Source organism: Rhodococcus sp. IEGM 27 (genome assembly GCF_033142305.1).
Lineage (GTDB): Bacteria > Actinomycetota > Actinomycetes > Mycobacteriales > Mycobacteriaceae > Rhodococcus_F > Rhodococcus_F oxybenzonivorans.
Map to the genome: position 1 here is coordinate 74,595 of NZ_JAWLSG010000011.1, position 24,157 is coordinate 98,751.

Below are 24,157 nucleotides of genomic sequence, written 5' to 3' on the forward strand. Positions count from 1 at the left end.
CGTGGTCATTGGCACCGTACGATCGACGGATGATTGATCCGGGGAGCGCTGCCGTCGCCATCGGCGCCACAAACGCAGCTACGACTCTATCGATGAACGCCCACAAGGGCGTCGGGGCGGCGCGGCGCAGGTTCCAATTGCTGGGAACATTCGATGCTCAATGGCTTTCACTGCGCCCTGAAGATGCGGAGTTCGATGGACTCTCCGCAAAGGACGTGGAGGATATTGAGGAATTCCTCTCGTCGCGCCAGATGGAGCCGATACTTGCGTTCTACTTGATCACGATGCTCTCAGGTCCTGGTCCCGAACGCGATCAAGCACTCCTCACTTTTAAGAAAATCTTTGCAAACGAGGCTCAAAAATGGCTTGCGGACAGCAAAGGTAAATGGAAGAATCAGATCTCCTTGATTCAATCAAGGATTGAAGCGCTCTACGACGGCACGCTCGAACAAGGTTTGTTCGAGAGCTACCATCAGCAGGATATCGAGGGATTTACGGCCTTCATCAATTCCCCTGTATTGGGCGGAGCCGGAACAAAATCCCGCGGTGAACAGCACCTAAAGCGGCTAATCGACCTAATGCGTGACGTTCCGGGTTTAGTGAAGTCCCTAGAGACTAGTCGCCACCTCGCTCAGACCATCAGCGCAGTCGAACACCAGCCCATCATTACCCACACGGAACTCGATGGTCCGTCCGATTTCGAATCCCTGTATGTTCAGCGCAATTTCGTCCGAGACGACGATGAACAGATCGTCGACGCCGCTGACCTGAACCCCTCGACCGCCCCATTCCGGATGGTGGTTATGGGTCATCCAGGAGCTGGTAAGTCCACCTTCGTCCAGCATTTCAGAAAAACCGTGTCGGGTCTGGACTCTGCGATTCCAGTAGTCGAGCTAGTGTGTCGCCACTATGTAAAGTCTTTTTGGGACAAATCGATCGTGAAACACGCGGTTGAATCAATCAAAGCCGAGCATTCAATAGCGATTTCGACCGAACAATTTGAGAATATGCTTCTGCTGGGACGGGTGTGCCTGGTTTTTGACGGCCTGGACGAAATTACCGAACAGGCGAAGCGCGCTCAAATGATATCGCGCATCGAAAGCCTGGTCGGGCAGTATCCGGTTTGCTCTGTCCTGGTCACGTCGAGGCTCATGGGGTATGAGCGCGCCCCACTCACGAACAGCATATTTGACCACGTCAGGCTAGATCAATTCGATGATGAACAATTCGATGAGTATTGCACTCGGTGGTTCGGCAAAAAGGGTCGAACCGATTTGGTTGACAGCTTTATTCACGATTCCGAATCAGTGTACGACCTGAGATACAACCCCCTGATGCTCTCGCTCTTGTGTGCTCTCTACCGAGAACACGGATCACTGCCTACGGACCGTCGCGACGTGTACGCCAAATGCGCGGACCTACTTTTCCGGCGGTGGGACAGCCATCGCCAGATTGAACATTCGGGTGCGATGCCTAAGTACGCCGAGCGACTCATGCAGGAGATTGCAAACTGGGTATATACCTCAACTTCCGTCCAAGACGGAATCGAGGAGCAACAATTGGTGAAAGTACTAGCTCATTCACTCATTGACAGGGATGGCTTCGACTCCATCGATGCCGAGCGCGACGCGAAGAGTTTCGTTGAGTTCTGTGCAGGTCGCGCCTGGCTTCTCGCGAGTTTTGGCACCAACAGTCGAGGTCAGCGAATGTTTCGCTTTACACATCGCACGTTCCTCGAGTACTTCGCCGCCGAATCCTTCGCTCGGCGAGCCGAATCTCAAGAAAAAATCTGCGACGAGATTCAAAGTGTGTTCGATCGGGACCCAACATCCGTGGTTCCCGAGTTGCTCATACAGGCCTACGATTTCCATCGAGACGGTGGCGGTCCGGCTGTATTCAAGCAGATTCTGCGGTCGAATGCCCGGAATCTTCTGTTACTTCGCCTAATGGAGGGCATAGGGATGTCCTCGCAGCTCCGCAGCCAGGCATTTCAAAGCATCGTTTGGGGATGGTTGGAGCACCCCAACAGTATTTCTGCACTTGAATTCGAAATAACATTGAGCCTGAACGAGCAAGCGCGCGCACAACTAGTACGTGAATTCCTTGTTGAAGAGGCTGGGCCTCAACGTGACTCAGTGCGCGCAATCTTCCTCGACGGATGGGCGGGCCTGATGCTAAGCGGCTCGTTCTTTCGCTTTCAAGAATATTGGGCACCGATCTTCTCCAGCGTTGCTCACAGCATGGTCAGTCGCGGAGCGGAACTGGAGTCGCAGACGACCGTAAATTGGACGATCTCCCTTGGTTTACGCCCGGAGCAACACACATGGAACGGGTGGGATGCAGTCGCGTGTGTCAGCATTTATGACGTAGTCCCTGGGCTCGTCTGGTGGACGATAGAGGCACGTCTAGGTCGGATGGAAGAACTTCCAGATAACCCTGTGCAGGTGGATGCCATTCAGGAGGCCCACCGAAAGATAGTCGATGGCTCGCGGATACCAGTTCCCCTACTCGTGGAACTTCGAAGCATCCTGCTTCGAAATGGGACCGAGTACTTGCAATGGGATCGGCCGAGTAGCTTCGCCACTCACGCACTGGACACGATCCTCCTCGAGCTAGTCCAGTACGTGATTTTCGCAATGCATGAGGCCCAGCAGGACGTTGAACCCTTCGTACGGATGATGAAACCAAGCTTGTCAGGCGGCGATCTAGGTGCCGCCCTCACCTGGCGGGACTTCAAGGTAGGACTGAGGAGGCGCCCAGCACGAAAGGTCGAGAGAGCTGCCAGGGATGTTATGCAACGCCAACCCGCATGGCTGCGGGACTGGTGCGACGGCCGACGATCACTAGTCCTTTGGGATGACGAAGTGCGGTAACCGTACAACGTTCAGCGCGAGATTGTTCCTGCCATCCTCAGTACAGGGGCTTTCCCTCTTCAAGCTGCGGTGCCTCTCTCTGGAGCGTCTCCCCGGACAAGTCCCGCACATACGCGATTGCAGACGCAAATTCGGCCAACAGCGCGCCGTCTGACAGGGTTACGCAAACGGATGCCTGCGGTACCAGTCAACGACCCTATGGATTCTGCGCCTATCGACCGATCAACGGCCACGCCCCGTCGGCCGTCCGCCCCAGTGGGATCTCGGTACACACGATGTCCTCGACCGAGTAGGCGATCGCCCCGCACCGAGGGCACTGGCCGGGCAGCTGTTGGTGTCGGATCATTGCCCAGTGCTCGTCACACAGCAGGTAGTCCACGCGAGCGTCGAAGTGACAGCAGTCCTTGACGACCGCTGCCCAGCGGGCCGCACGCACGAAGCCGACGGGGTCTCCCGTGAAGTACTGGGGATCCTCCGCGCAGAACTCACACGGCAGTTCCGTTTGAACGATCGATCGCACCGGAGCGGAGTGAGCCACCTCGTCCATACCGATGCACTCCCCACTCTCTGAAGACCAAGTATGCAACCGATCCTCCACACCTTCCCGTCAAAAGGCGTTCAGATCCAGACGATCCACCACAGCGGTGGGACCGCGATTGCCACGGCGGTTCCAGCGATGAGAAACGGTGCGAAACCGAACTCTCCCAGGTCTTTCTGACGCCGGATCGCCTTCACCCCCGTCATCACCAAGAGGGCCAGGACGTTCGGTAGCAACATGCCCGAGAGCACATTCATCCATCCGACCCACCCCAGCGCTGCCCCGAGGATGCAGCTCAGCCGCACGTCGGCGAGCCCGGGATAGCCGCGGGTGACGATCGCGAACGCAAGGTTGAATGCGAACACCAGCACACCGGCGAGAAGTGCGCGCCCACCTGCCGCTGGATCTTGATCCACCGCCACCGCGAACGCCCCCAACATCAGGCCCACTGCGGTGGTCAGCCGGATCAAGGTCAGCGGAAACCGCAGCGTGAAGTGATCGATCCACGCTGCCCACACGCACAGCAGGCTCAGCGCTAGCCAGGCAGGCAAGATCGCGTCGCCGCCGGCAAGCATCACGGCGCCGAACCACACGCCCGCGGTCAGAGCCGCGGGACCGAGCCGCCGGGAGCAGCCCTCCGTCGCGATCTCGACGGCAGCACACAGCCTGACCATCATCGGTGCCGTCGCCACGCTCAACGCCGCACCAAACGCGGCACTGGTGACGGCAACCCACCACAGCCCTGTTGTGCCGTATTCGGCATCAAGCCACCGAATTGCGAACCACACCACCACACTCGCGACGACGACAATCCCAGCAGGTGCGTACACTGTCGCCGACAGATGATCACTTCGTTGCCCTGCCGCATCTTCAGCACCGACGGCCGGCGATTGTGGCTCCTCGCTGGGGCCACTGCCCGCCAGCTCGGACGTCGGTTCGGTCATCTTGGGCACTCCTCCGCAACTGCGCGACAGACATAAGGGATAGTCGACACTAGCCGTCCACCTGGACAGTCTCAGCACCACCGAACCAATGCGGGAGCCCGCCCACTGGAAGGGCCCTTCGAGAAACCGCTGCTTGACCCGCTGGTGCGGCGGTGGTCGCGCCGGGCGTCGTTTTGTTCAGGTCATCACATATCACTGGACTCGACATTACGTCCTCCCTGTCGGACTGGAATAGAAGCGAGTACTCGTGAATCGACGAACCACCACGGAAAATTGCTGCACTGTCCCTCATCACGGCCGCCATCCTCACCGGGTGCAACAACACAGAAGCCGAGACCGTGTCCCCGTCAGCCGAACCAGCTGGTGCTTTCACACGCGTCGAGTGGTCGACGAACCCCACCGTTGGTCAAGGTTGTCAATGGCCAGTGGGTCCTCCCCGTAGGCGGCCACGAGTTCTCCCCGGTGGCGGCCAGATAGTGTTCCCCAACGGCGGCCAGTTATCTCCCCGCCGTTGATGTGCGGGTTCAGCTGAAGGGCTTGACCCCCTTCCCTGCGGTGGCTTGGGCGAGACGGTAACTATCGCCGGCGGTGACGACGATGTGAGCGTGATGCATGAGCCGATCGACCGTGGCGGTGGCGAGGGTCTTGGGCATGATCTCGTCGAATCCAGACGGATGCAGATTGCTGCTCACAGCCAACGCGCGACGCTCGTATGCGGCATCGACGAGCCGGTAGAACCCTTCAGCGGCATCCGGGCTCACCGGCAACAGCCCGATATCATCAACAATGATCAGGTCGGACCGGATCAGGCGGGCCATCGCCCGGGCGAGGGAGTCGTCGGCGCGGTGCCGCCGCACCAGCACCCCGAGATCCTCGATGGTGAACCACGCGACGCTGAGTCCGGCCTCGACCGCGGCCTGCCCGAGCGCCTCACAGAAGTGGCTCTTTCCCGTTCCGGATGGTCCACAGACACAGAGGCTTTCGCGACGAGCGACCCATTCGAGGGTCTTGAGGGCGTCCTGGGTGGGCCGCGGAATCGAGGACGCCTGCTCGTCCCAGTCCCCGAACGTCTTCCCGGCGGGGAACCCGGCTCGTTTGCGGCGGGTGTGCAGGTTCGCTCGGTCCCGGCCGGCGGTTTCCTCGGCGAGCAGCACCCGCACCAACTCGGCCGGATCCCAGCGTTGTGCCTTCGCGGTGGGAATCACATCGGGCAGCACCCGCCGGATGTGCGGGAGTTTCAGGCGTCGGGTCAGCTCGATCGCCTCGGCGAGCGGATCTCCGGTGGAGGCGGTCACGGTGCGCAGCGGTGCGGCCATCAGGGGCGGTCCTCTTCGTTGTTGTCGGAATCAGGCAGGGCGGCAGTGCCGGTGGCGCCGAATCGGGCCCAGGCGGCGGTGCCGGGTTGCAGACTGTGCGTTTCACTGGCGCGGGTGGGTTCGGCTCCGCCGCCGCCGAGTTGGTAGTCGAGGATGGCCAGCAGATCGTGTTCGCCGAACCGCCCGGTGACCGCGGCGGTGCCCAAGGCTCGATCGACCGCGGCCGGGGTGTGCAGTTTGGACAGGGCAACGGCCTCGGCCATCTTCGCCGCGATCCGGCGGGTTCCCGCGGCGGCGGCCTCGACCAGCCAACTGCCCGCGCCCGGCCCGATCATCAGAAACGCCGCCTCCGCGGCGTTGACCGCCTTCGGCCTCCGATCGGTGTCCTTGTCCTCACGAGGTGGGTAGTGGGCGTCGTCGATAACCGGGGATCCGGGCATCCCGCGCAGGTGGCGAGCCACCTCGGTGGGTCCGCGCTCGCCCACCGCGGTGACGATGAGCTCGTCGCCGTGGAAGCGGGCCCAGACCCGGGTGTCGACCAGTTGGTGCGGCACCGAGTACCGCACCGCCTCCACCGAGATCGTCGCATCCCAGTTCACTCGCCGGGTGGTGCCGAACGCGATCGTGAACGGGGCCTGCGGCAGCGGATGCAGCCGGGTGCGTTCCTCGGCCAGCATCTCCTCCGGGCTGCGGCGGGTTTCCCGGTGCATCCGCTCGTTGACCATGGTGCAGAAGTCGCGGCAGGCGGCCTCCAGGGCGCCGAAGGTGCGGTATTCGTCGAGGAGATTGACGTCGGTGGGCACCAGATCGGCCTTGGCGATCCGCACCGTCGCCTCCGACCCGCCCTTGGTCTCTGGGTCCGCCGGCACACAGGTGCGGATCGTGACCCCGTAGTGGCGGCCGACCTCGACGATCTCGGTGTTGCGGACCGCGATTCCGGCGATGTGGGAGGTGGTGACGGTCTTCTCGTTATCGGTCAGCGCATATGCCGGGACCCCGCCGATCCGGCGCAAGGTGGTGTCCAGGCACGCGACGATCGTTGGTAACGTCTTGTCCCAGACCGGGATCACCACCCGATACCGCGACCACGCCAGCCAGGCGCACCAGAGCGAGGTGCGCCGGCCCCGGATCATCGGGCCCTCGCCCCAGTCCCATTGCAACCACAGCCCGGGCTCGGTCACCCAGGGCCTGTAGACCCTGCGCCGGCCGGCCCGGTACTGCGCCTTGGCCTCGGCCACAGTGCGGCGAGTGGTGCGTTCCCCGCCGGTGAATCCCATCGCCTGCAGGCGCTCGTGGACGACGTCGGCGCGGATCCGTCCGTTGGAGCGGCCGACCAATTCTTCGATTTTCGGCAGAAATGCATCGATCGCCCGATCCCGGTGCTTGCGCTCGGTCGGCGACTGCCCGGCCTCGCGCATCTTCACGTAGCGGGCCACGGTGTGGTGATCACACCCGGCCAGCTCCGCGGCGGCACGGTAGCTGCCGGTCAGGTCGTATGCCTCGAGTATCTCCATGATCTCCCTGCTGTTCTTCACCCGTCCGAGCCTTCGCCCGGCGGAAACCGATGAGACGGGCGGGGAGTTATCTGGCCGTCCGCGGGGAAAATGCTGGCCATCAGTGGGGAGAGAAATGGCCGCCTATGGGGAGTATTCCGTGGCCGCTGTCACAAGGTCAGCCCGGCGTGACCGACGCTCAGACCCGGATATCCGAGACACAGCCGGCGATGACTGCTACGCAGGCCACCGCTGCCGCCGAATTGCCGCCCACGAGCGCTCAGTGCGGAATCGTCACGAACAACCTGAACGGTGCGACTGCACCTGTGATCATCATCGCCGGAACTCCGAGCTGCCCGACAGCACTGAGCATCAGTGATCGCTACCTCAACGACCGCACGGTCGCCGCACAAGGACAAGGGCGATTCGCTGTCATTGACGGTTGGAACTGCAGCTGGCCCTACCTTCCGGACCGATCACACGCCGACTCCTATCTGCAATGCGTCGACCCGACCGGGAATGCCGTCAAGATCGGCGACTGACACAGAACACCGCGGCACACTGAACCTCGTTTAGCCCACGCGCGACGCGCCGACATCGGCGCTCGCACGAACGACACCAGACGAAGGCAGTATTGACTCATGGGGGCACCAGTGAAGAAATCCACGCGCAACTCACGTCGGCCGCGTCGTGGCTGGTCCGCATCGCCGGTCCGCAGCTATGCGGAATACACCAAGCGTCTCGCCGCTGGAGCGAAAACCGTCGTCATCGATGCCGACCCGGAGAACTGGCTGGACCTTGGCCACGTCCCCAGCCAAGTCGAGGTCAAAGTTATCGGACAAACCTGCGCGGGAATCGCCGGCGGCTCCATCGCAGCCGCCGGCCGGTGCTTCGTCCAAGCGTCCAATCACGCCAGGGTCACTGCCTATGAACATGCTCATATCGAAGCGTTCGACGACAGCACCGTCGATGCCCGCGGTAAGAGCCATATCGTTGGCACCGACAACGCCAGGATCCGCGCAGAAGACAGCGCCATCGTCTTCGCGCACAGTCATTGCCACGTCCAAGCCAACGGTCAAGCTCTGATCGCCGCTACCGACACCACCACGGTCCGCATCGATGGCGAGGCCCACGTCCGAGTGAGCGGTGGCGTGCGCATCATCGGGCCCGGTCGACCCGCGAATGTCGAAACCCATCCGATCAGCCGTCCCGCACGCCACCTCAATTTCTGAGCGAGGCGATCCCCGCTGTCCGGATGCCGCGGGGCACAAGTGTCGAGCTGGGCAGCTAATCCACGCCCCACGCTGCACTCACTCCGTTCTGTTGGTTTCCTCAGGAGACGACAACTCGTCTCCTCGTAAGCGAGCCAAAACGTAGCAGTGGGCTTCTCCATCACACCCTCACTCGATCTGGCAACCAAACTCCAGCAGCAGCACCACTTCCCGATCTGAGCTACTTCACGGACTCATTGCACAGCTCGCGACGTCGACACCACAGGCGACGCGAGGGCATCGATCCGCGGACTCAGTCCTGCGCGTCCAGCGCCACTGAGTTTCTGACCGAACCGACGCCGCACCAACATCGAACGGAGTTCACGTCGAATCAATTGGGCGTGACCAGCACCTGCAGCTCACCGATTCGCTGTTGGTAGTTGGAGGTCAACGGAACAGGCACGACTCCACCTGCTCCGCCACCTGGCCATACTGCTGTCCAGTTCACAATCCACGCCGACGTCGCCGATACGTTGTTCACGCCGCCGGGCTGCGTAATCGATGTCTTCTCGATGTGGTGACCGCATGTCGGGGATGGCAATCCACTCGGTGGGGTCAGCGGACTGGCGTCGATCAGGTCGTTGTACGGGGTGAACGGCAGAAGCGCTCCCGGGCAGATTGTCGGGAGGGACCCGTCCCCCCAGTTGATCGTGACACTCGAGTTGACAGCTGTGGCAGTCACCACGACGCCTCCCGGACCGGGGACGATCCGTGTCACGGGGCCGACGGTGCTCTCCCGGATCTGATCCGGGCAAACCCACGCCCACGCGTTCTTTCCGACCAAACCGGTTCTACCACCAGGGAAGTTGGCAGGTTCGGGGGTCCAGCACATCGGCGGCTCCTCAAGTTGCATGCCGGTCACGGCTGTTCCCACCACATTCATGACTTGCGCCATGCTCACCGGAGTGGCCGGCATACCGACATCCGGACTCAGCGGCACGCAGTCCGTGAATCGGCCGCACGCCTTCAACTGCTCCCGAACCGGAGGTCCCGTAGGAGCGGCCACGACGTCACTGCCACCACCGCTGTATCCAGACCCACCACCGCCCGTCCCCGCTGCGATCCCCCCTGAGGAGCCGCCGGAGCCAGGCGACGCCGAAGGTACCTGGACGTAGCTGCCTTGAACGACAATGTTCGCACCCAGATTTCCGGAACCTGGAGCGACGTCTATTCCTCCGGAACCGAAGCCGGGTTGTCCAAGCGCTGAGTGTGGCGACGCAACCAGGCTCCCCAGAACCAGCGCGCCGATCACGGCCGCATGAAAACGACGACGATTTGGCATGTGTTCTCCTTGGTTATGGTGCATCGCACGGCACGTATCGGGCTGCTGCATCGCTGGTGACTCGCCAGCCGTTTGCATCGGGCCACTCCGCATTCCGGACGGTCAACTGGGCGAGGACAAACTGCGGCCGGTTGACGTCGTAGGCGGGACTACCGTCTGACTTCGTCCAGGTCATACCGGAGATGTCGGTGCAGGCGCGCACGTGGACCCAGGCGGGCCCGGAGATAGCCTTGCCGTCGTCGCCTACAGGTATGCCGGCGTCGGTAATCCTCGCATCGACAACCTTGACGTCGCCCGCTCCGACCACGTTCTGCGATCGACGCAGGGTGATATCTCCCCGCCAGCTATCCAGCACGGGACCACCGGCAACGGTGTCGAGCTGCTCAATCGGCGCAGCGGCATCGCCATCAAGCTTGCCCACGACAGCGTAGAAGTCATTGACCTTCGCAAGCGCCTGTTCACGTGCCAACTCGTCAGGAGTCTTGTTCGAGGTGTCCGCCCCGTCGGGACCCTCGAACGCCGGGTCACCGGTGACAGTGAGCTCTACCGCCGGATCCGCCGCGTCGGTATCGGAGCAGGCGGCCACGCCGACCAATAGGGTCGTCGCAGCCAAGGCAGCGACGGCGGTTCGGCGGATGGTGGTGTGTGCCATAGTCGTATCTCCTAGAAGAGTCCGGCGTTGCAGGGCGTACCGGGCAGTGTGTAGTCGGCTGTGACTCTCCATCCTGCTGGGTCGGGCCAAGCGGTGTTCGTCAGGATCGGCTTCCCGAGCTCGAGAACGTCGGTAGCGCGGGCCAGGCAGACGTCCATCTCGATGGTTGCGGTGCCGGGCGTAGGGATGCCGTTTTCGTCGATCGGGATGTTGTGGCGGGTGATGGTGTTCTTGAGAACCTTGACCTCGCCTGCGTTCGCCTCGATGCGATGCGCAGTGATGTCCCGCCTTGTCGATTGAAGGAAGTTGCCGGCCGCGACATTGTCGAGATCTGCGGGGTTGGCGGCGGGATCGGCGCTCAGTCGCGCGAGCACCGTGTAGTACTCGTTGACCTTCACCAGTGCGGCTTCACCGGCCTGTTGCTCGGGGGACTTTCCGGAGCCGGGTGGTCCGGTGAACGTCGGTCCGGTGTTGGTTTCGAGGGTGACCGGTTCTGGGGTCAGGATGCTGCAGCCGGCTGTCAGGCACATCGCAGCAGTGAGTGTCGCCAGTGCGGCGATGCGGCACGTCATGATGCTGCTCCGATCCGGTAGTGGCTGCCGTAGGTGGAGTCGAGCTGACTCAGGAGCATCTTGGTTTCGTGTTCGGGCTCTTCTTCAAGGGCGTCGAGCTCGGTGATCATGCGATCGATCAACCTTTGGGTGGTATTTGTGTCACCCGAGAAGTGGGTGGCGATGATCGCCGCACGCCAGCACCCTTCGTGGACAATGTCGACCTCGAGGCCCGTCTCGGCGGCGGCGTGTGCAGCCGCGAGGTCCTGGGGAACCTGTTGGCCGCGGATGTAGCGGGTGGCGAGCTCCTCGGCGACGTCGGCAACGGCGGAGATCATGTCTTGCTTGGTGTGGTCGGCCCACCCGTAAGCGGTGGGGTCATCGCTACTGAAAGGTTGACCGGTGACCAGAGCTAGTGCGGCGGATAGCCGGGCGGTGTCGACGTCAGCGGGATGGGCGTTGACGAGTTCCTGCCAGTAGTCCCAGTCGGTCGTGACGGCGTCGTGGAGCCGTTGCGGGGTCCGGCCGGTTCGATCTCCGGACTTGATGAGGGCGGGTTCACCGGTCTCGGTGTCACCGAGCCACTTACGCAGGCGAGAGAGCGCTTCGTTGCGGCGCCGGCGGAGCCGGGCCTTCGCTTCTTTCTCCTGCTCGGCTGTGCCGGTTCTGGCGGCTTCGACGTCATGGGGCCAGATTTTGCTGTCGATGTCCGCGGCGAGGACACCGCCATCCGTGGTGATGAGAAGCGCGGCGATTTCGGTCAGGCTCTTCTCTCGGCCTTCTGCCGGCCCTGGTGACGGGGGTGTGACGGCGGGTTCGCCGAGCAGCCTGATCCAGATGTGATCCGCCTCCGGCAGCACGCCTTCTGCGGTGACCTCATCCGAATCGGACGGCTCTGGTCGGTCGACGGCATGGTCGAGGCTCCCGACCACGCTGAAGGTGGCGGGATCGGAGCTGGTGATGAACTCCAGGGTCGAGAGGTCGTTGTCGAGACGGGCTGCTTCCCATCGAATGTCAGGGTTATCGCCCGTGTAGGCAACGCGAGGTTCGCGTGAGGTGGTGGTCAGTAGGTCCAGGACAGACGCGTAGCTCTCCTCATCGAGGGTGGTCACTGTGATGCCGGCCGTCGCGATTCCTGGACGAGCAAGGACGGCCGAGCCGTTGTCGTCGACCTCGAGGGTCCATTTGGCGTTGGTATGTGCGCTCTCGGTAGTCACTGCGGCGAACGCGATTCGGGGTGCGTGCCGTGCGATGCCGACGAGTAGCCCGGCCTGTGCCTCGGTCACCGGATCGGCGATCAGAACGATCTCGGGTGCGGTCAGCTCGCTGGTGGTGTACGACGTGCGTGCCTGCGCGATTGACTCGAAGTCGTTGTCCGCGAGGATTTCGGAGTCGAGTTCGAGGTGATTGGCGAGTGTCGTCAGGACCGTGTCGGCGTCCTCGGAGTGGGTGATGCGGCCGTTGTCGATTGCCTCCGGCAGGTCGGCGCAGTATCCGACGAGGTTGAGGTGGAGGCTGTCGGCGATGGGCGAGACTGCGAGCTCGACGGCGAGCGCACGCAGCACCCCGGCTGTTGCAGTCGGGGTGCCGCTGATGGCGAGGTGGCCGATCTGTTCGAGGTTGAGCAAGAGGTCGCGACCGTCGTCGCTGGTTCCGACTGCCGTCAGCGCCGGGTACGGACTGATCTCGGCCTCGGGAACGCTGCGCGGAAACAATCTCGGATCTACTGACCAGGTGGTGTCGTCGATCTGTGTCCAAGGCGCCGGGAGTGAGACCTGTTCGACGAGTCCGAGCTCGATGTCGTTGTCACCGACGAAGACCGCAAGCAGGCCCGGCAGAGCGATACCCGTGGACCTGCGGTGGTGCGCGAGGTGCCGCAATGCGATGTCGACGTGGGTGGTGGTGAGGGGATCAGCGGCGGCCGTGAGTGCCTGCTCCGCCTGGATCGCGGTTTCGGCGGGAAGGGCGATGCGCTCGCCGCGGCGGCGGCGATGTTGTTGCTTGCGGCGACGAAGAGCGAGATGCCCGGTCAGTCCAGCTGCAGCAACCGCTGAGATTCCGAGACCGATGAACACGACGTCGGATGAGCCGTCCTCGGTATCGGTCTCTGCCGGCGCGTCATTGGTGAGGAAGTCGGCAGGCATTTGAGGCTCGACGGGGTCGAGTTGCCAGTTGGGGGCGACATCCACAGGCGCGGGCGCCGGAGCGGGAGCCGAAACAGCTTCCGGAGCCGGAGCGGGGGCGGGAGCGGGGGCGGGAGCCGGAACAGCTTCCGGAGCCGGAGCGGGGGCGGGAGCCGGAACAGCTTCCGGAGCCGGAGCGGGAGCCGAAACAGCATCAGCCGGCGGCACCAAGGCCGGCGCCGGCGTAGCGTCCGCCGCCGCGGAGGCGGCGGTGGGCATGATCAATTGCTGGCCGACCGTGATCAGCTCGCCAGCCGGGGTGCCGTCGGGAGTCGTGATCTCCATGAAACGCAAAGGATCGCCGAGCTCGCGCTCGGCGATATCCCACAGGGTGTCGCCCTGCTTGACCGTATAGGCGCCGCGTACCACCTCGGGCTGGGATGCGGGCAGCTGCAGGGTCAACCCTTCGGCCAGAAACCCTGGCTCGGGGACAGCAGTCCGGTTGAGGTCCAGGATCTCGGCGTAGCGGCGGCCCTCTCCGAGATGCTGCTGGGCCAATCCCCACAGGGTGTCTCCCCGCACGGTCGTCACTGTCGGCCCCGCCGGTTGTACCGCCATTCGGGTGACCCGCGGATCCACCTGTGTCTGCGGTGACGCGCTCGGATCTTCCTGCTGTGAGTGCGGCACGTACGGAGAGGTGCTTCCCACGTCCGCAGGCTGGGTCAAGGCGGGTGCGGCGGTGGCGGTTCCGGCGGTCAGGAGCAAGAGAGCGCCGCTGACGAGGAACGTCGCCGTCCGCTGTTGTGAGCGAAGAAGGCGCAGCTTCGGCGCTTTGACGCCACGCAGTGTCGCCGCGAGTTCGAGCAGAATCGGGACGGTGAAGGTGGCCCAAGCAGCCCAGCCAACAAGGGGAAGAAGGGCGATGAGAAGACTGCCGTCATCTGGACTCGCGAGCAAACCTTCGAAATCCGACCACGGTATGTCGAGCGGATTGCCGCGCAGCGCCCAGAGCGCGGCCGGGATCCCGGCGACAAGCATCACCAGGATCAGGAGGTAGCCGAGTCCGGCAAGGCGGGACCGCGCGGCGTTTGCGCTCACGGAATGTACACCTCCCCGGCGTTGGTGCGGTTGAGATTCACAGCGGCCGTACCGACGAGCAGTTTCGTTCTGGGGTATGGCAGAAGTTTCGAGTTGTAGACGATGCGGGTCGTGATCAGGAGGGTGCGCGGGCCGGTGGGGATCACGTCGCCGTCGACGCCGGCCTCGAACAGGTATCTCTTGGCGGCTGCGGTCGCGCGGACCGGGTCGACGACCGTGTCGATGCCGCGGGCGCTCACCGATCCGATGATCTGCTGACCGGCTGCTCGGGCAGCATCCTCGGCGACGTTGTCGGCTCGCTGGTCGGCGGTGAGCATGCCGCCACCGTCGACGATCAGTCCCCAGACGAAAAAGATCAGGACAGGGGCGAAGACCACCGTCATCAGGGTGACGGCACCCTTGTCGCGGTGCTCCTCCGGCAGGCGGGAGGCGAGTCGCTTACGCAGGGCGTTGGTCATCGTGTGCGCTCCCGGTAGGTATCGATCGGCGAGATTGCGGTAGCGGTGACGGTGCGGGCACCATTGACTCCGGGCCATCCAAGTGCGTCGAAGGAGACCTGGCAGGTCACGGTGACCTCGACCGTGGCGGGGACACCAGGTCTGGTGCGGAAGCCGCTGGTATCGGCGTTGACGTTCATGGTGGCGCACTTGAGGCCTTGTCCGTCCATGCTGCCGGCCGCTGCTTGGTACGCCAGCGGGGTGGCGGTGGCGATGGTGCGGGCGAGTGAGGCTGCACGGGCACCCTCGGTGGCGGCGTGTTCAACCTTCTGGTGCGCCTGTCGGTTGACGCCGTACGCATACATCCAGCCCAGGAGCAAGATCAGGATGACGGTTGCGAGGCACAGCTCGATCGTGACGTCGCCCCGGTCATCTCGGCGGGCGTGGGATATCCATCGGGTGCCTCTCATCCGATTCCTCCCGGGTTGGTGACGCGTTCAGTCGGTTTGGTGTGGTTGACGACGATGGGGAATTCGAGACCCGGGACGAGGGAAGGGGCCTTTCCGGTGATGTTGACGGTTGTTTCGCGGATGTTCTTGCTGACGAGGACAACCGGGATCTGCAGGTCACCGGCGCCTGCCTGGGCGATGCAGGCATAAGCGGCAGCTGTTCCGAGCGCTTGGTTGCCGTACTGGGATCTCGTGTTCTTCAGTGCCTTTTCGGCGCAGCTGTTGGCGACGTCGCGGCCGTGGAAGAACAGGGCGGTTTGCAGCAGGACCGAAAAGATCAGAAGGAATGCGACCATCGCGATGACCGTGACGAGCGTCGCCGGGCCTCGGTCATCGCGGCGCCATCGGTCGATCAACTGTTCCAGTGTGACCATGGTCTGCTTTCCGATAGTTGTTGGACGGCTGGCTTTTCAGGACGGAATAGGGATATACGGCCACGGCCAGGAATCGATTCCGAGCTGCACAAGCAACGCAGCGACCGCCACCATCGCAGCGACCTGGAAGGCCCTCACGAGGTATGTCACGTACTCACCGTCTCTCCAATCGATGCAGCGCTGTCTGATTTCAGTCGGGGATTGCGTTTGCGCGGGACATGATCTTGCGGACGACGATTGCACCGGCTGCGGCGGCGGCGCCGACGACCAAGACGGCCAGGAAGACGTATTCGAGGGTGGAGGGTCCGCGGTCTGAGTCTTTGCCGCCGGCGCGGTGGAGGAGGGTGCCGGCCAGTGCGGCGATGAACATCATCGTGAGGGTGATGTAGGAGGTCACGGCCTCGCGGGCGGTGCGCCGGGTGGTGGTAGCGACGGTGGTGATGCTCATGGTGGGCTCCTTGTGTTTGGTCGATGTGTAGCAGGTGAGCTGGACTGGATGATCGTGGCCGGCCAGGCTCGGCGGTCTGGGCGTCTCGCTCCTTTCGCGGCGCGGGAGGCGCAGCGTCGAATCGGATTAGCCGGTGATGATGGTCAGTGCCGGGATGAGCAGCAGCATGATGAACAAGCCGGCGAGTCCGGCCAGCGGCATAGCCAGCTTTTCGGTGGCCTCCGCTGCCGCACCCTGTTCTGCGCTGGCCTGAGCGGATCGCAGGCCCGCGGCCTTTGCCCGCAGTGATGCGTAGACGGATGCGCCTTTGTCTCCGGTCATGTTCATGATGTCGGCCAGGTCGCCCAGCTCGGTCAGGCCGAGCTCATGGGAGACGCGTGTCAGGGCATTCCACGGGGCTTCGCCGGAGCGCCCGGCTTCGTACAGTTCCTCGTCGAGGCGCAGGAACACCCATGAATCTCCCACCTGCGCAGCGCGCTCGAGGCTCTGGGTGGTGCCGATTCCACCGCGTCGGCACAGCGCGACGAGATCGATGTAGGAGCTCAGTGCCTGCGCGAACTCGGCTCGTGCCGCGGTTGCCCGGCGTCGGATCTCGATGTCGGGGATGAGGAAGAGCAGGAAGGCGGTCGCAATCGACAGGATGGCCGGGATGGACCATCCCAGGCCGACCCCGAATGCAGTCAGGACGAGGTTGAGGAAGGGGAAGATGAGCAGTCCGAGCAGTGCTGCGACGAGCTTTTCCCCGAGTACGTGGGCGGGATCTCGGTGCAGCAGGGCGAGATCGGCGTTGGGGAGCGTGAAGAATTTGCTGTCCTGCAGGTAGGGGTGGACCCGGATGCCGAGTTTGTTCGCCATCCCGTCGATCAGGGAGGTTCCGGCTGTCGACGTGCGCTCCGGGGCCGGTCCGGACAGGCGCGACATGGCATCGCTGAGTGCGGGTTGTGCGCGCATGAAGTAGAGGGCGACCAGGTAGATGCCGATTGTTCCGACGCTCGTGTAGAGGATGACCGTCATCTGAATGCTCATCGCTGCGCTCCTACGAGGTCGGTGCGGTTGACGCGATCATTGGTGCCGATAAAGCGGGGGTAGGTCGGCGGTTTGGTGGCCTGCTTCATCCAGTACAGGTCGGCCGCGAACAGGGTCAGCAGGATCAGTAGCACGATCTGCATTCCGCCCGACTTGTACGGTTCCATGAAGTTGGTGAACAGGAACGCTGCCGCGAGTGTTGTGATCGCGATGATGGTGACCCATTTCGCCTGTGTACGGCTGGATTTTCGGTCGGCCTCGGTGCGGCGTCGGCGCGCGACCATGTCACCGACGTCTTCGGCGAGGCCTTCGAGCACGGCTGCAAGTCCAACGCCCCGCAGTTGCATGCTCAGTAGCAAGGCGCCGCAGATCTTGTCGCCGACACTGTCGTTGAGGTCCGAAGCGAAACGTGTGATCGCATCCGCCGGAGGGACGTTGTTGCGCAGGCGGCTGATGAACGCCGTGATCTCCTCCCGCAGCGCCTCCGGGATCGGAGTGGAGATGATGGTGTGCTCGATTCCCGAACCAGCCTTCATGCTGCTGGACAGGTTGCGGGCCCACTCATCCATGGCCGCCAGCCGACTGATCTGCTGTTCTGCTTCGGGACGGCCGAGCAGGTACGGCAAGCCGACCAGCAGCGCCGGGACCAGAAAGAGGGTGAAGAGCCAACCCGAGAGGGACGACACGACGATGCCGGCGGCGAAGCCCACGACGAGCAGGATCTGGGTGCTACGCGGGATTTTCGACGAGCTGCGGCGCCGGCGCTGACGCGTGGGCGTGGTGGGATCGCGGCGGTCTTTCCATCCCATGACGATGCAGGCGACCCCGGCGCACAGCAGCAGTACCAGGAAGATGCCGATTTGCTGATACATCACGCCACCTCTTCATCGTCGTAGAGGTCGCGTTCTTCGTCGAAGTGGCGAAGGCTGTCGCTGGGGAGGTGGATTCGCTTGAATCCGCCGGCGAGCAGCTTGCGGAGCAGAGGTTGTGGAATGGATCCGAATTCTCCTGTGCCGTCCGAGTATCCCCGGTAGATCGTGGAGAAGGACGGCTTCTTGTCGTCGCCGGGCTCGACGTAGACGACTTCGTCGACGTAGCGGACCGAGGTGCGCGACCCTTCGCCATCGACGCGGACCTTCGTGCCGAGTTGGACGATCAGGTCGATGTGCTCTGCGAGCTGGCGTTCGACGTAGTCCACCGTCGCGTTCATCGGGGGTTCGGTCGCCAGGTTCACCAGACGGTCGACTACACCGCGAGCGGTGTAAGCGTGCGTCGTGGATAGCCCTCCTCTGGCCGTCTGCAGTGCCTTGAGAAGAGCGAGGATCTCGTGACCGGCGACCTCACCGACGATCATGTAGTCGAGCTGCTGTCGCACGAACTCGTACAGGATGTCCGAGAGGGTGTAGCTGCCGGCGAGCTCGCCGTCTGCACCGCGTTCTCCGCCGCCCAGGATTGTCTCGGCGTCGACCACGAAATCCTCGCGGCCTGGCAGTTCGTCGATGAAGAGTTCCCGTTCGGTTTCCGCGATTCCGATTCGCGTCTGCAGAGGAAGCGCATTGGCCAGTGCACGCGTGAAGGTCGTTTTTCCGAAGCCCATTCCGCCGCCGGTGACCACCGAGGCACCGCCACGGACCGCGCACGAGAGGATGGTCGCGAGCTCGATCGGCATCATCCGATGTTCGACGGCGAGCTGATCGAGGGCGATGTTCTTGAGGCGGTGGATGCGAATTGCCACCGAGGGCCGTTTGACCGAGTAGCCCATGACCGACAGTCGGTGGCCTCCGCGCATTGTCAGACGCAGTGACGGATTGAGCCGGGAGAATGGCCGGCCGCCGTTGTCGGCGCGTGAGGCCAGCAGTCCCATCCACTCGAGGAGTTCCTCGGGGGTGTCGACGACTGGGTCGCGGTGTTCATAGTGTCCGTCGGGGAACTTGACGTAGACGGCCGCGCCGTTGAGGAAGATGTCGGTGACGTGCGGCTCTTCGACGAGTTCCTGCAGCGGGCCCAGGTTGAACTGCGCGTCGAAGATGGCCTTGATCAGGGCTTCTTCTTCGACGAGTGTGAAGGCTTCGCCGCCGGAGTTGATGGTCTTCTGGACGTGGTTCTTGACCAGGCCGGTGATCGTCTCACGGCCGAACTCGCGTTCTTCCTCCTCGGTGAACGGGGCGAAGTATTTGCCGGCGTTCTTCGGGTCGTGGCGCTCGCGGTCACGCGCTGACCGGTAGTCACGCAACAGTTCCGCAGCTTCTTTCTGCAGAGCGCGGACCAGGGCGCGATCGACCTTGACCTTCGCGGCGGGCGGCACGGACCGTCGCGCAGTGCCGCTGTGCCCATTGGTGCTGGCCGGTGGCAGTTCGTGTAGGTGAAGCGATCGAAACGGATCAGTGTCGGGGAGCGTGATTTCCGATACCGAACTGCGGCCCCCGCCTGCGAGGTCGGCGTCCGGGATCGGGGCTGAGAAGAAGGGAAGTTCCGTGATCTTGTTCTGCGGAGGCTGAGTCGCGTCGTCGGAGTTCATCGACGTTCTCCTGTCAGTGTCGGCAGCGCAGCATTGAGCGCGGGACCGGACTTCCAGTCCGCCTGATGGCTCACCGCGAATTTGGTGATCTTCGGCCAGGTACTGCGGTGGAGGGTGTGCAGGTAGATCGAACGGCGACGGCGCCATTTGCTGATGGACAACCCGTCCGAGAAGACCTTGGCGTCATCGGAGTCGGGCAGCACTGCGATCACGTCAAGGCCGGTGACTTTCGTGACTTCCTCTGCGTTATAGGGGGAATCACCGATCAGGATCAACCCCAGACTTGCCCGTGATTGCACCGCGGAGAGCTGCTGTCGCAGGGCGTTCTGCGAGGCGCGTAACGCTGCGATTGCCGTTCGCTCAGTGCGGGTGACGATTGCGATCGTTGTCGCGTTGACGATCAATTCGACCGGAGCGCCTCGTTGCCCGATCCGGCCGGCGTCGACGATCACGTTGGTGTCGTCGACGCTCAATCCGGCCAGGTGGACACCCAACGGTCCCCACACGGGCCGCATCGCATCTGTCTGGGCGGAGTGGACCAGCCCCGGGAGCAATGACACCGACGATTCCGGGATCTGGATGAGTTGCTCGGTCAGAGCAGCCTTGAGGCGCCCATGACGATTCGCGTCGACGAGATTGATCAAGGAACGATCGTGATAGTGGTTACCGAGCATGTATCCGGCCAGGACCGGCGAGGACCCGATGGCATCCGCTTCGACGAGCAGAGTCCGGTCGGTCGGTGAGTTCAGGGCCAGCGCGAGCGCCGTGGTGCTCACACCGGGTGAGCGTGAGGCGGATGTCAGTGCGAGAAACATCGCCGATCACCGCACTCGGTTGTCGAGGACGATCGCGACACGCTTGGTTGCGCCGCGGGCGGCGACCCAGTTGGCCTCTGCCTCGGGCACGAGCAGGTTGAGCGTTGTCTCGCCGGCTTCGGGGATCTCCTTGGTGGAGTACACCTGCGCCTTCGTGTTGATCGGGCCCTGTACGGGCGGGTCGTCCTGGTCGCGTGGTGTGTCCACGACACGGACCATGTCACCGGGGACGATCTGCTCGGAGGGGAGGTGGCTGTAGCTCACCGTGATGCCGACCATCGTGAGGCCTTCCCCGGGAACAACCTGATCGGTGATCGCGGACGGGAGCAGGACGGTGCCGGCCGGCAACCGGGTGCTGGCACTCATTCCTACGACGCGGCCGCGTTCGCTGGCGGGCAGCGCACCGAGATCGGCATCGACGTTGACCGATTTGGCGGCCAAGTCCTTGGACTCGATGGTCTCGCCTTGCTGCACCTCGTTCGTCAGGACGAGCACATCGGTGGTTGCGCGCATCGCGTTGACCGCGGTGAGCATGCCGATCACTGCCACCACGACGAGTGCGACACCGATCGCCAGGTAAATGGGGCGTCGACGGACGCGCGCGCGGGTATTCAGATCGGGTGGGTCGTCCTGATCTGCGCCGTTGTGCGCCGGGGGCAGGTCATCCCCGGACGAGCGGAGCTTGTCGATTTTCTTGGTCAGCAGGGATGCCATGTGGTGGTCCTTCACAGTGGACGTGTGGACATATCGGACACTTTCGTACGGCGAACAGTAGAGAGCGACCTGGACAAGTTCGCTGCGACCACGTCACCTGCAAAGCTCCGACGGACTGGTGACGCCATCCGGTGCGACTGGTCCGGTGCGTGTGAGGGCGCCGCTGGGCGCGTGAACCAGCTGCGTTGCGTGGCGGATTTCGGTGGGGCGGCGACCGTGTTGCTCGCTATGGCGGTAGTGCACGCCGTTACGTTTTCGCCGGTATGTACATGAAAACCTGTGCGTCCAGCGATATCCCGACCTCGGGTGCCGGAAGCGACGGTTTCAACAATCCGGCGTTGGGCAAACTGTGCGGCATGCCGTTGACCGACTACTTCTACTGCCCCGTATAGACAGTCGGGTTCGAAATGGTCCGTGTAAACATTCCCGCGGCCCGTTTTGGGAGTCTCTGCTTGGGCCGACCATCGCCTCAGCACGACTAGCGATCCGTGCCGTGCCACGTCGAGCACGAGTAGCCGAACGCCGAGCACCGTCCCCGTCGATCGCACACGTGAACCCCATTGTGCTGCACGTGGCATAAACGCTTTCCCCTCCGCAACCCGCCTGGGCCCTCCCCCTCGGCGCGACTGTCGACCCGCACTTGTCTGCCTGCCACGCAGCTGTGAGTCTTCTGGGAAAACATTCCATCAGGTCAAGAACTGCGTTGTCCAGCAGGGGGGTAACACTCAAGAGTGTTACCTACAAGGCTTGACATTCCCCGGGAGTAGGGTATTGCCGCTGCATTCGCTATCGGAAAGGCCAAGCAAATGGACTCGATCAGTCCGCCGAGTCTCGGTGATTTCATTCGTGCTCGACGCACCAGGGCAACGCCGAAGCACCCGGATGGTATGACTCGGGCCCAACTGGGCGAAAAGATCTATTTGAGTGTCAGCTACATCGCGCGGCTGGAAGGAAACGTTAAGGACGCGAGTCCTTCTCCACAGGTTCTCGACGCCACCGCCAACGCACTCTGTCTCGATGATGCAGAACGTCGGCACCTTTTCAATCTGGCACGGCGAACACAGACTGAGCGTGAGGACACCACGACACCCTGGACGATCGCCGACTATCGGACACTGATTACACCGGACATGAAGACCGCCATCGCGGCGCTGAACCCACACCTGGTGGCGTACCTCGACGAACGCTGGAATGTCATCGACTGTAACTCGGCGTACGACAAGGCGTTCCCTGGACTGGTCGACGAGGGAAACGTGTTGCGCTGGTTCTTCTCGACTCCGGCATCAATGAAGGTCATGGTGGAGTGGGAGGCGGAAGCCGCCTTGACCGTCAGCTGGTTCCGAGCGTTGATGGGTCGCTACTACAACCCCGACTGGGCGGTGGAAACCCTCGAAGAGTTGAGCGCGTTCCCTCTCTTCCGCCAATTGTGGTCACGCGAAGAAGTTCGGTTCGGCCGGCACCAGCCGTTCATGCACCTCCGCGACGCCGAGAGTGGTGAGCATTACAGCGTGCACGTACAGGTCCACACGGAGATGCGGGGCAAGTATCCGCTGCAGATGTACCTCGGAGTGCGCCTCCCCGCCTCCTGAACTAGCGGAGCGCCTTGACGAACGCAGCGATCGCCGCGTTGACCGGCTCGGGGTGTGTCCAGTTTGCGGCATGGCCGGCCACCGGGATCGTGACAACTGGCGCAGCACCGGGAAGACCTGCTTTGAGCTCGTCCGCCTTCTCTGCGGGCGCTGACAGGTCATTTTCCCCACGGATGATCAACGCCGGAACGTCAATGTCGGAGAGTCGGTCCACGACGTCGTCGCGTTCTATAAGGCACTCCGCGGCTGGCCGGACAGCCATGCGATCGCTGCTGTTCCATTTGCTGATCCACGACGTCCAATCCGCAGGTTCTCCACCGATCAATTGGGGGGCAAGTGCGCTGGTGAGCGGTTCGAGTGGCTCTGTGCTGCACCACTGATCGAACAGGACGCGGTATCCGGACTTCTGCTCAGGAGTACAGGCTGAGGCTTCCGTGTCGAGCAAGATCAGAGCCGTCGTACGCTCCGGTGCGAGGAGTGCTGTGCGCAGCGCGGTATAGCCGCCCTGGGACATGCCCCCGATGATTGCCTTCTCGACGCCGAGGTCGTCGAGGACGGCGAGGGCGTCACGTGCGAGGTCCCAGTATGTGAACGGCATACCCGCATCGGTGGTCTTTCCGTGGCGGCGCGCATCCCAGGTCACAACCCGGAGGTCCGGGGATAGATCGCGCACCTGGGGCGCGAACATGGATGAGTCCATGAAGAACCCGTGCCCGAGTAGAAGTACAGGCCCCTCTCCCCCACTGTCGGTGTAAAAAATGTCGGCGTCGGGCGTTGTCACTGTCGGCACGTAGCCGATCCTAGGGTGAGGTGACTATCCCTGGTCCAGGCGATCCTCAAGGAGCGCTGTTGCCAGTGCCCCTTTCAGAGGTTGCCGCTCACTCTCAACAAGACCCTCTCGCCACAACCTGCGGAGACTATCGACGCGTTCTGTCGAGTATCCGTGATCGGTGGGGCTTCTCTGTTCGGGGGCCGCCCGCGACTGGGTGCGTTCGGTTCGTCCATTGAGCGCGGGCGATCCAGCATCGCGCTACCGCGGAGTCCCCTGCACAGGCGGCGAGGGCCTCGAATGCCAGTGCTATCGCGACTGTGAACTCGGGGTGCGTTTCGTCGAGGCATTCGAGTGCGATGTCGTTCGCCGCCGAAAGTGCCAGATAGGCGGCCTCTGAACTGGTTACGGCCGAGCCGTGGGCCAATCTCTCCGTGGCCTCGTACGCCGCGCGCCACGCGTCGGGGCTGAGCGCCTTCGTTTCCGATGTTCGGCACATACCGGCGACGCGCTTGAGTTCGTGGAGTACATCGTCGCCGGCGGCCGGGAGCCTGCCGGTCAAGCCCCAGTCTGAGTCGAGCACGTCGGCGAACCAGCACCAGCGAGCGAACTCCGGCGCGTCGTCGAGCGCGAGTTCAACGGTTCCGGACGCCAGCTGCATCACTGCATCGACGACCGAGATCTCGTTGAGAGCGGAAGAAAATGACTCACGCATGATCCGTTTCCCGTCTCCGTGTCCCGAAAGGGACGTGAGGGTCAAGCGCAGGGTTGAAACTTGTTGTGGTAATTGCCAAACGCCGCACTGCGGAGCGTGCAC

Annotated in this window: 23 protein-coding genes; 4 read left to right on the top strand and 19 right to left on the bottom strand. The window is 63.1% G+C overall.

Annotation, left to right across the window (positions count from 1 at the left end):
* The first annotated feature begins 29 nt into the window (after positions 1 to 29).
* Entirely contained in the window at positions 30 to 2,873 is a 2,844-nt protein-coding gene (locus tag R4P95_RS28005) for an NACHT domain-containing protein (RefSeq protein ID WP_317840494.1), read from the top strand.
* Between the two features lie 211 nt (positions 2,874 to 3,084).
* Here R4P95_RS28005 and R4P95_RS28010 read toward each other — a convergent pair whose 3' ends face one another.
* The 4 genes from R4P95_RS28010 to istA all read right to left on the bottom strand — a co-directional run bounded on the left by R4P95_RS28010 (position 3,085) and on the right by istA (position 7,206).
* On the bottom strand, positions 3,085 to 3,420 hold the full coding sequence (locus R4P95_RS28010) for a hypothetical protein (protein ID WP_317840495.1): 336 nt from the start codon (positions 3,418 to 3,420) through the stop codon (positions 3,085 to 3,087).
* 71 nt (positions 3,421 to 3,491) lie between these two features.
* Positions 3,492 to 4,355, bottom strand: coding sequence for a hypothetical protein (locus R4P95_RS28015; RefSeq protein WP_317840496.1), 864 nt, complete (start codon positions 4,353 to 4,355; stop codon positions 3,492 to 3,494).
* Between the two features lie 524 nt (positions 4,356 to 4,879).
* Complete coding sequence (istB, locus tag R4P95_RS28020) at positions 4,880 to 5,671, bottom strand: IS21-like element helper ATPase IstB (RefSeq protein ID WP_317747508.1); 792 nt, start codon at positions 5,669 to 5,671, stop codon at positions 4,880 to 4,882.
* Positions 5,671 to 7,206: an IS21 family transposase gene (gene istA, locus R4P95_RS28025; RefSeq protein WP_317747509.1), complete on the bottom strand. Its 1,536-nt coding sequence runs from the start codon at positions 7,204 to 7,206 to the stop codon at positions 5,671 to 5,673. Before istA ends, istB begins: the two co-directional genes overlap by 1 nt.
* A gap of 146 nt (positions 7,207 to 7,352) precedes the next feature.
* Between istA and R4P95_RS28030 the strand changes: the two genes are divergently transcribed.
* A complete protein-coding gene (locus R4P95_RS28030; RefSeq protein WP_317840497.1) occupies positions 7,353 to 7,706 on the top strand; it encodes a hypothetical protein in 354 nt (117 codons plus the stop codon).
* 99 nt (positions 7,707 to 7,805) lie between these two features.
* A complete protein-coding gene (locus R4P95_RS28035) occupies positions 7,806 to 8,396 on the top strand; it encodes a hypothetical protein (protein WP_317840498.1) in 591 nt (196 codons plus the stop codon).
* Positions 8,397 to 8,766: 370 nt separating this feature from the next.
* On the opposite strand, the gene R4P95_RS28040 is transcribed toward R4P95_RS28035, so the two are convergent.
* From R4P95_RS28040 to R4P95_RS28100, 13 genes are all read right to left on the bottom strand, one after another.
* The gene (locus tag R4P95_RS28040) at positions 8,767 to 9,153 is read right to left on the bottom strand and encodes a hypothetical protein (protein WP_317840499.1); all 387 of its coding nucleotides are present in this window, start codon (positions 9,151 to 9,153) and stop codon (positions 8,767 to 8,769) included.
* A gap of 577 nt (positions 9,154 to 9,730) precedes the next feature.
* Positions 9,731 to 10,369: a hypothetical protein gene (locus tag R4P95_RS28045; RefSeq protein WP_317840500.1), complete on the bottom strand. Its 639-nt coding sequence runs from the start codon at positions 10,367 to 10,369 to the stop codon at positions 9,731 to 9,733.
* A gap of 11 nt (positions 10,370 to 10,380) precedes the next feature.
* Positions 10,381 to 10,941: a hypothetical protein gene (locus R4P95_RS28050; RefSeq protein ID WP_317840501.1), complete on the bottom strand. Its 561-nt coding sequence runs from the start codon at positions 10,939 to 10,941 to the stop codon at positions 10,381 to 10,383.
* On the bottom strand, positions 10,938 to 14,141 hold the full coding sequence (locus R4P95_RS28055; RefSeq protein WP_317840502.1) for a LysM peptidoglycan-binding domain-containing protein: 3,204 nt from the start codon (positions 14,139 to 14,141) through the stop codon (positions 10,938 to 10,940). The genes R4P95_RS28050 and R4P95_RS28055 overlap by 4 nt, the downstream gene beginning before the upstream one ends.
* On the bottom strand, positions 14,138 to 14,599 hold the full coding sequence (locus tag R4P95_RS28060; RefSeq protein ID WP_005560298.1) for a TadE/TadG family type IV pilus assembly protein: 462 nt from the start codon (positions 14,597 to 14,599) through the stop codon (positions 14,138 to 14,140). Before R4P95_RS28060 ends, R4P95_RS28055 begins: the two co-directional genes overlap by 4 nt.
* Complete coding sequence (locus R4P95_RS28065) at positions 14,596 to 15,048, bottom strand: TadE/TadG family type IV pilus assembly protein (protein ID WP_317840503.1); 453 nt, start codon at positions 15,046 to 15,048, stop codon at positions 14,596 to 14,598. The genes R4P95_RS28060 and R4P95_RS28065 overlap by 4 nt, the downstream gene beginning before the upstream one ends.
* On the bottom strand, positions 15,045 to 15,461 hold the full coding sequence (locus R4P95_RS28070; protein ID WP_317840504.1) for a hypothetical protein: 417 nt from the start codon (positions 15,459 to 15,461) through the stop codon (positions 15,045 to 15,047). Before R4P95_RS28070 ends, R4P95_RS28065 begins: the two co-directional genes overlap by 4 nt.
* A 190-nt stretch (positions 15,462 to 15,651) precedes the next feature.
* Positions 15,652 to 15,909, bottom strand: a complete 258-nt coding sequence (locus tag R4P95_RS28075) for a hypothetical protein (RefSeq protein WP_317840505.1) — start codon at positions 15,907 to 15,909, stop codon at positions 15,652 to 15,654.
* A gap of 126 nt (positions 15,910 to 16,035) precedes the next feature.
* Positions 16,036 to 16,935: a type II secretion system F family protein gene (locus R4P95_RS28080; RefSeq protein ID WP_007299973.1), complete on the bottom strand. Its 900-nt coding sequence runs from the start codon at positions 16,933 to 16,935 to the stop codon at positions 16,036 to 16,038.
* Complete coding sequence (locus tag R4P95_RS28085; RefSeq protein WP_317840506.1) at positions 16,932 to 17,807, bottom strand: type II secretion system F family protein; 876 nt, start codon at positions 17,805 to 17,807, stop codon at positions 16,932 to 16,934. Before R4P95_RS28085 ends, R4P95_RS28080 begins: the two co-directional genes overlap by 4 nt.
* A complete protein-coding gene (locus R4P95_RS28090) occupies positions 17,807 to 19,453 on the bottom strand; it encodes a CpaF family protein (protein WP_317840507.1) in 1,647 nt (548 codons plus the stop codon). Before R4P95_RS28090 ends, R4P95_RS28085 begins: the two co-directional genes overlap by 1 nt.
* Positions 19,450 to 20,229: a hypothetical protein gene (locus R4P95_RS28095; protein WP_317840508.1), complete on the bottom strand. Its 780-nt coding sequence runs from the start codon at positions 20,227 to 20,229 to the stop codon at positions 19,450 to 19,452. The genes R4P95_RS28090 and R4P95_RS28095 overlap by 4 nt, the downstream gene beginning before the upstream one ends.
* A gap of 45 nt (positions 20,230 to 20,274) precedes the next feature.
* The gene (locus R4P95_RS28100) at positions 20,275 to 20,982 is read right to left on the bottom strand and encodes an SAF domain-containing protein (protein WP_317840509.1); all 708 of its coding nucleotides are present in this window, start codon (positions 20,980 to 20,982) and stop codon (positions 20,275 to 20,277) included.
* Positions 20,983 to 21,788: 806 nt separating this feature from the next.
* Between R4P95_RS28100 and R4P95_RS28105 the strand changes: the two genes are divergently transcribed.
* Positions 21,789 to 22,571 (top strand): helix-turn-helix transcriptional regulator, encoded by a 783-nt coding sequence (locus tag R4P95_RS28105; protein ID WP_317840510.1) that lies wholly within the window; start codon positions 21,789 to 21,791, stop codon positions 22,569 to 22,571.
* Between the two features lies 1 nt (position 22,572).
* On the opposite strand, the gene R4P95_RS28110 is transcribed toward R4P95_RS28105, so the two are convergent.
* Both R4P95_RS28110 and R4P95_RS28115 read right to left on the bottom strand, forming a co-directional pair.
* Positions 22,573 to 23,361 (bottom strand): alpha/beta fold hydrolase, encoded by a 789-nt coding sequence (locus tag R4P95_RS28110; protein ID WP_317840511.1) that lies wholly within the window; start codon positions 23,359 to 23,361, stop codon positions 22,573 to 22,575.
* A 127-nt stretch (positions 23,362 to 23,488) separates the two neighbouring features.
* Positions 23,489 to 24,055, bottom strand: a complete 567-nt coding sequence (locus R4P95_RS28115) for a hypothetical protein (RefSeq protein WP_317840512.1) — start codon at positions 24,053 to 24,055, stop codon at positions 23,489 to 23,491.
* Positions 24,056 to 24,157: the final 102 nt, after the last annotated feature.

Bases quoted from the DNA above. Each gene is read 5' to 3' on its own strand.
- R4P95_RS28065 (WP_317840503.1), bottom strand. From the start codon at position 15,048: ATGAGAGGCACCCGATGGATATCCCACGCCCGCCGAGATGACCGGGGC.
- R4P95_RS28045 (WP_317840500.1), bottom strand. From the start codon at position 10,369: ATGGCACACACCACCATCCGCCGAACCGCCGTCGCTGCCTTGGCTGCG.
- R4P95_RS28075 (WP_317840505.1), bottom strand. From the start codon at position 15,909: ATGAGCATCACCACCGTCGCTACCACCACCCGGCGCACCGCCCGCGAG.
- R4P95_RS28070 (WP_317840504.1), bottom strand. From the start codon at position 15,461: ATGGTCACACTGGAACAGTTGATCGACCGATGGCGCCGCGATGACCGA.
- R4P95_RS28010 (WP_317840495.1), bottom strand. From the start codon at position 3,420: ATGGACGAGGTGGCTCACTCCGCTCCGGTGCGATCGATCGTTCAAACG.
- R4P95_RS28100 (WP_317840509.1), bottom strand. From the start codon at position 20,982: ATGGCATCCCTGCTGACCAAGAAAATCGACAAGCTCCGCTCGTCCGGG.
- R4P95_RS28050 (WP_317840501.1), bottom strand. From the start codon at position 10,941: ATGACGTGCCGCATCGCCGCACTGGCGACACTCACTGCTGCGATGTGC.
- R4P95_RS28115 (WP_317840512.1), bottom strand. From the start codon at position 24,055: ATGCGTGAGTCATTTTCTTCCGCTCTCAACGAGATCTCGGTCGTCGAT.
- R4P95_RS28060 (WP_005560298.1), bottom strand. From the start codon at position 14,599: ATGACCAACGCCCTGCGTAAGCGACTCGCCTCCCGCCTGCCGGAGGAG.
- R4P95_RS28105 (WP_317840510.1), top strand. From the start codon at position 21,789: ATGGACTCGATCAGTCCGCCGAGTCTCGGTGATTTCATTCGTGCTCGA.
- R4P95_RS28035 (WP_317840498.1), top strand. From the start codon at position 7,806: ATGGGGGCACCAGTGAAGAAATCCACGCGCAACTCACGTCGGCCGCGT.
- R4P95_RS28090 (WP_317840507.1), bottom strand. From the start codon at position 19,453: ATGAACTCCGACGACGCGACTCAGCCTCCGCAGAACAAGATCACGGAA.
- istB (WP_317747508.1), bottom strand. From the start codon at position 5,671: ATGGCCGCACCGCTGCGCACCGTGACCGCCTCCACCGGAGATCCGCTC.
- R4P95_RS28015 (WP_317840496.1), bottom strand. From the start codon at position 4,355: ATGACCGAACCGACGTCCGAGCTGGCGGGCAGTGGCCCCAGCGAGGAG.
- R4P95_RS28085 (WP_317840506.1), bottom strand. From the start codon at position 17,807: ATGTATCAGCAAATCGGCATCTTCCTGGTACTGCTGCTGTGCGCCGGG.
- R4P95_RS28080 (WP_007299973.1), bottom strand. From the start codon at position 16,935: ATGAGCATTCAGATGACGGTCATCCTCTACACGAGCGTCGGAACAATC.
- R4P95_RS28005 (WP_317840494.1), top strand. From the start codon at position 30: ATGATTGATCCGGGGAGCGCTGCCGTCGCCATCGGCGCCACAAACGCA.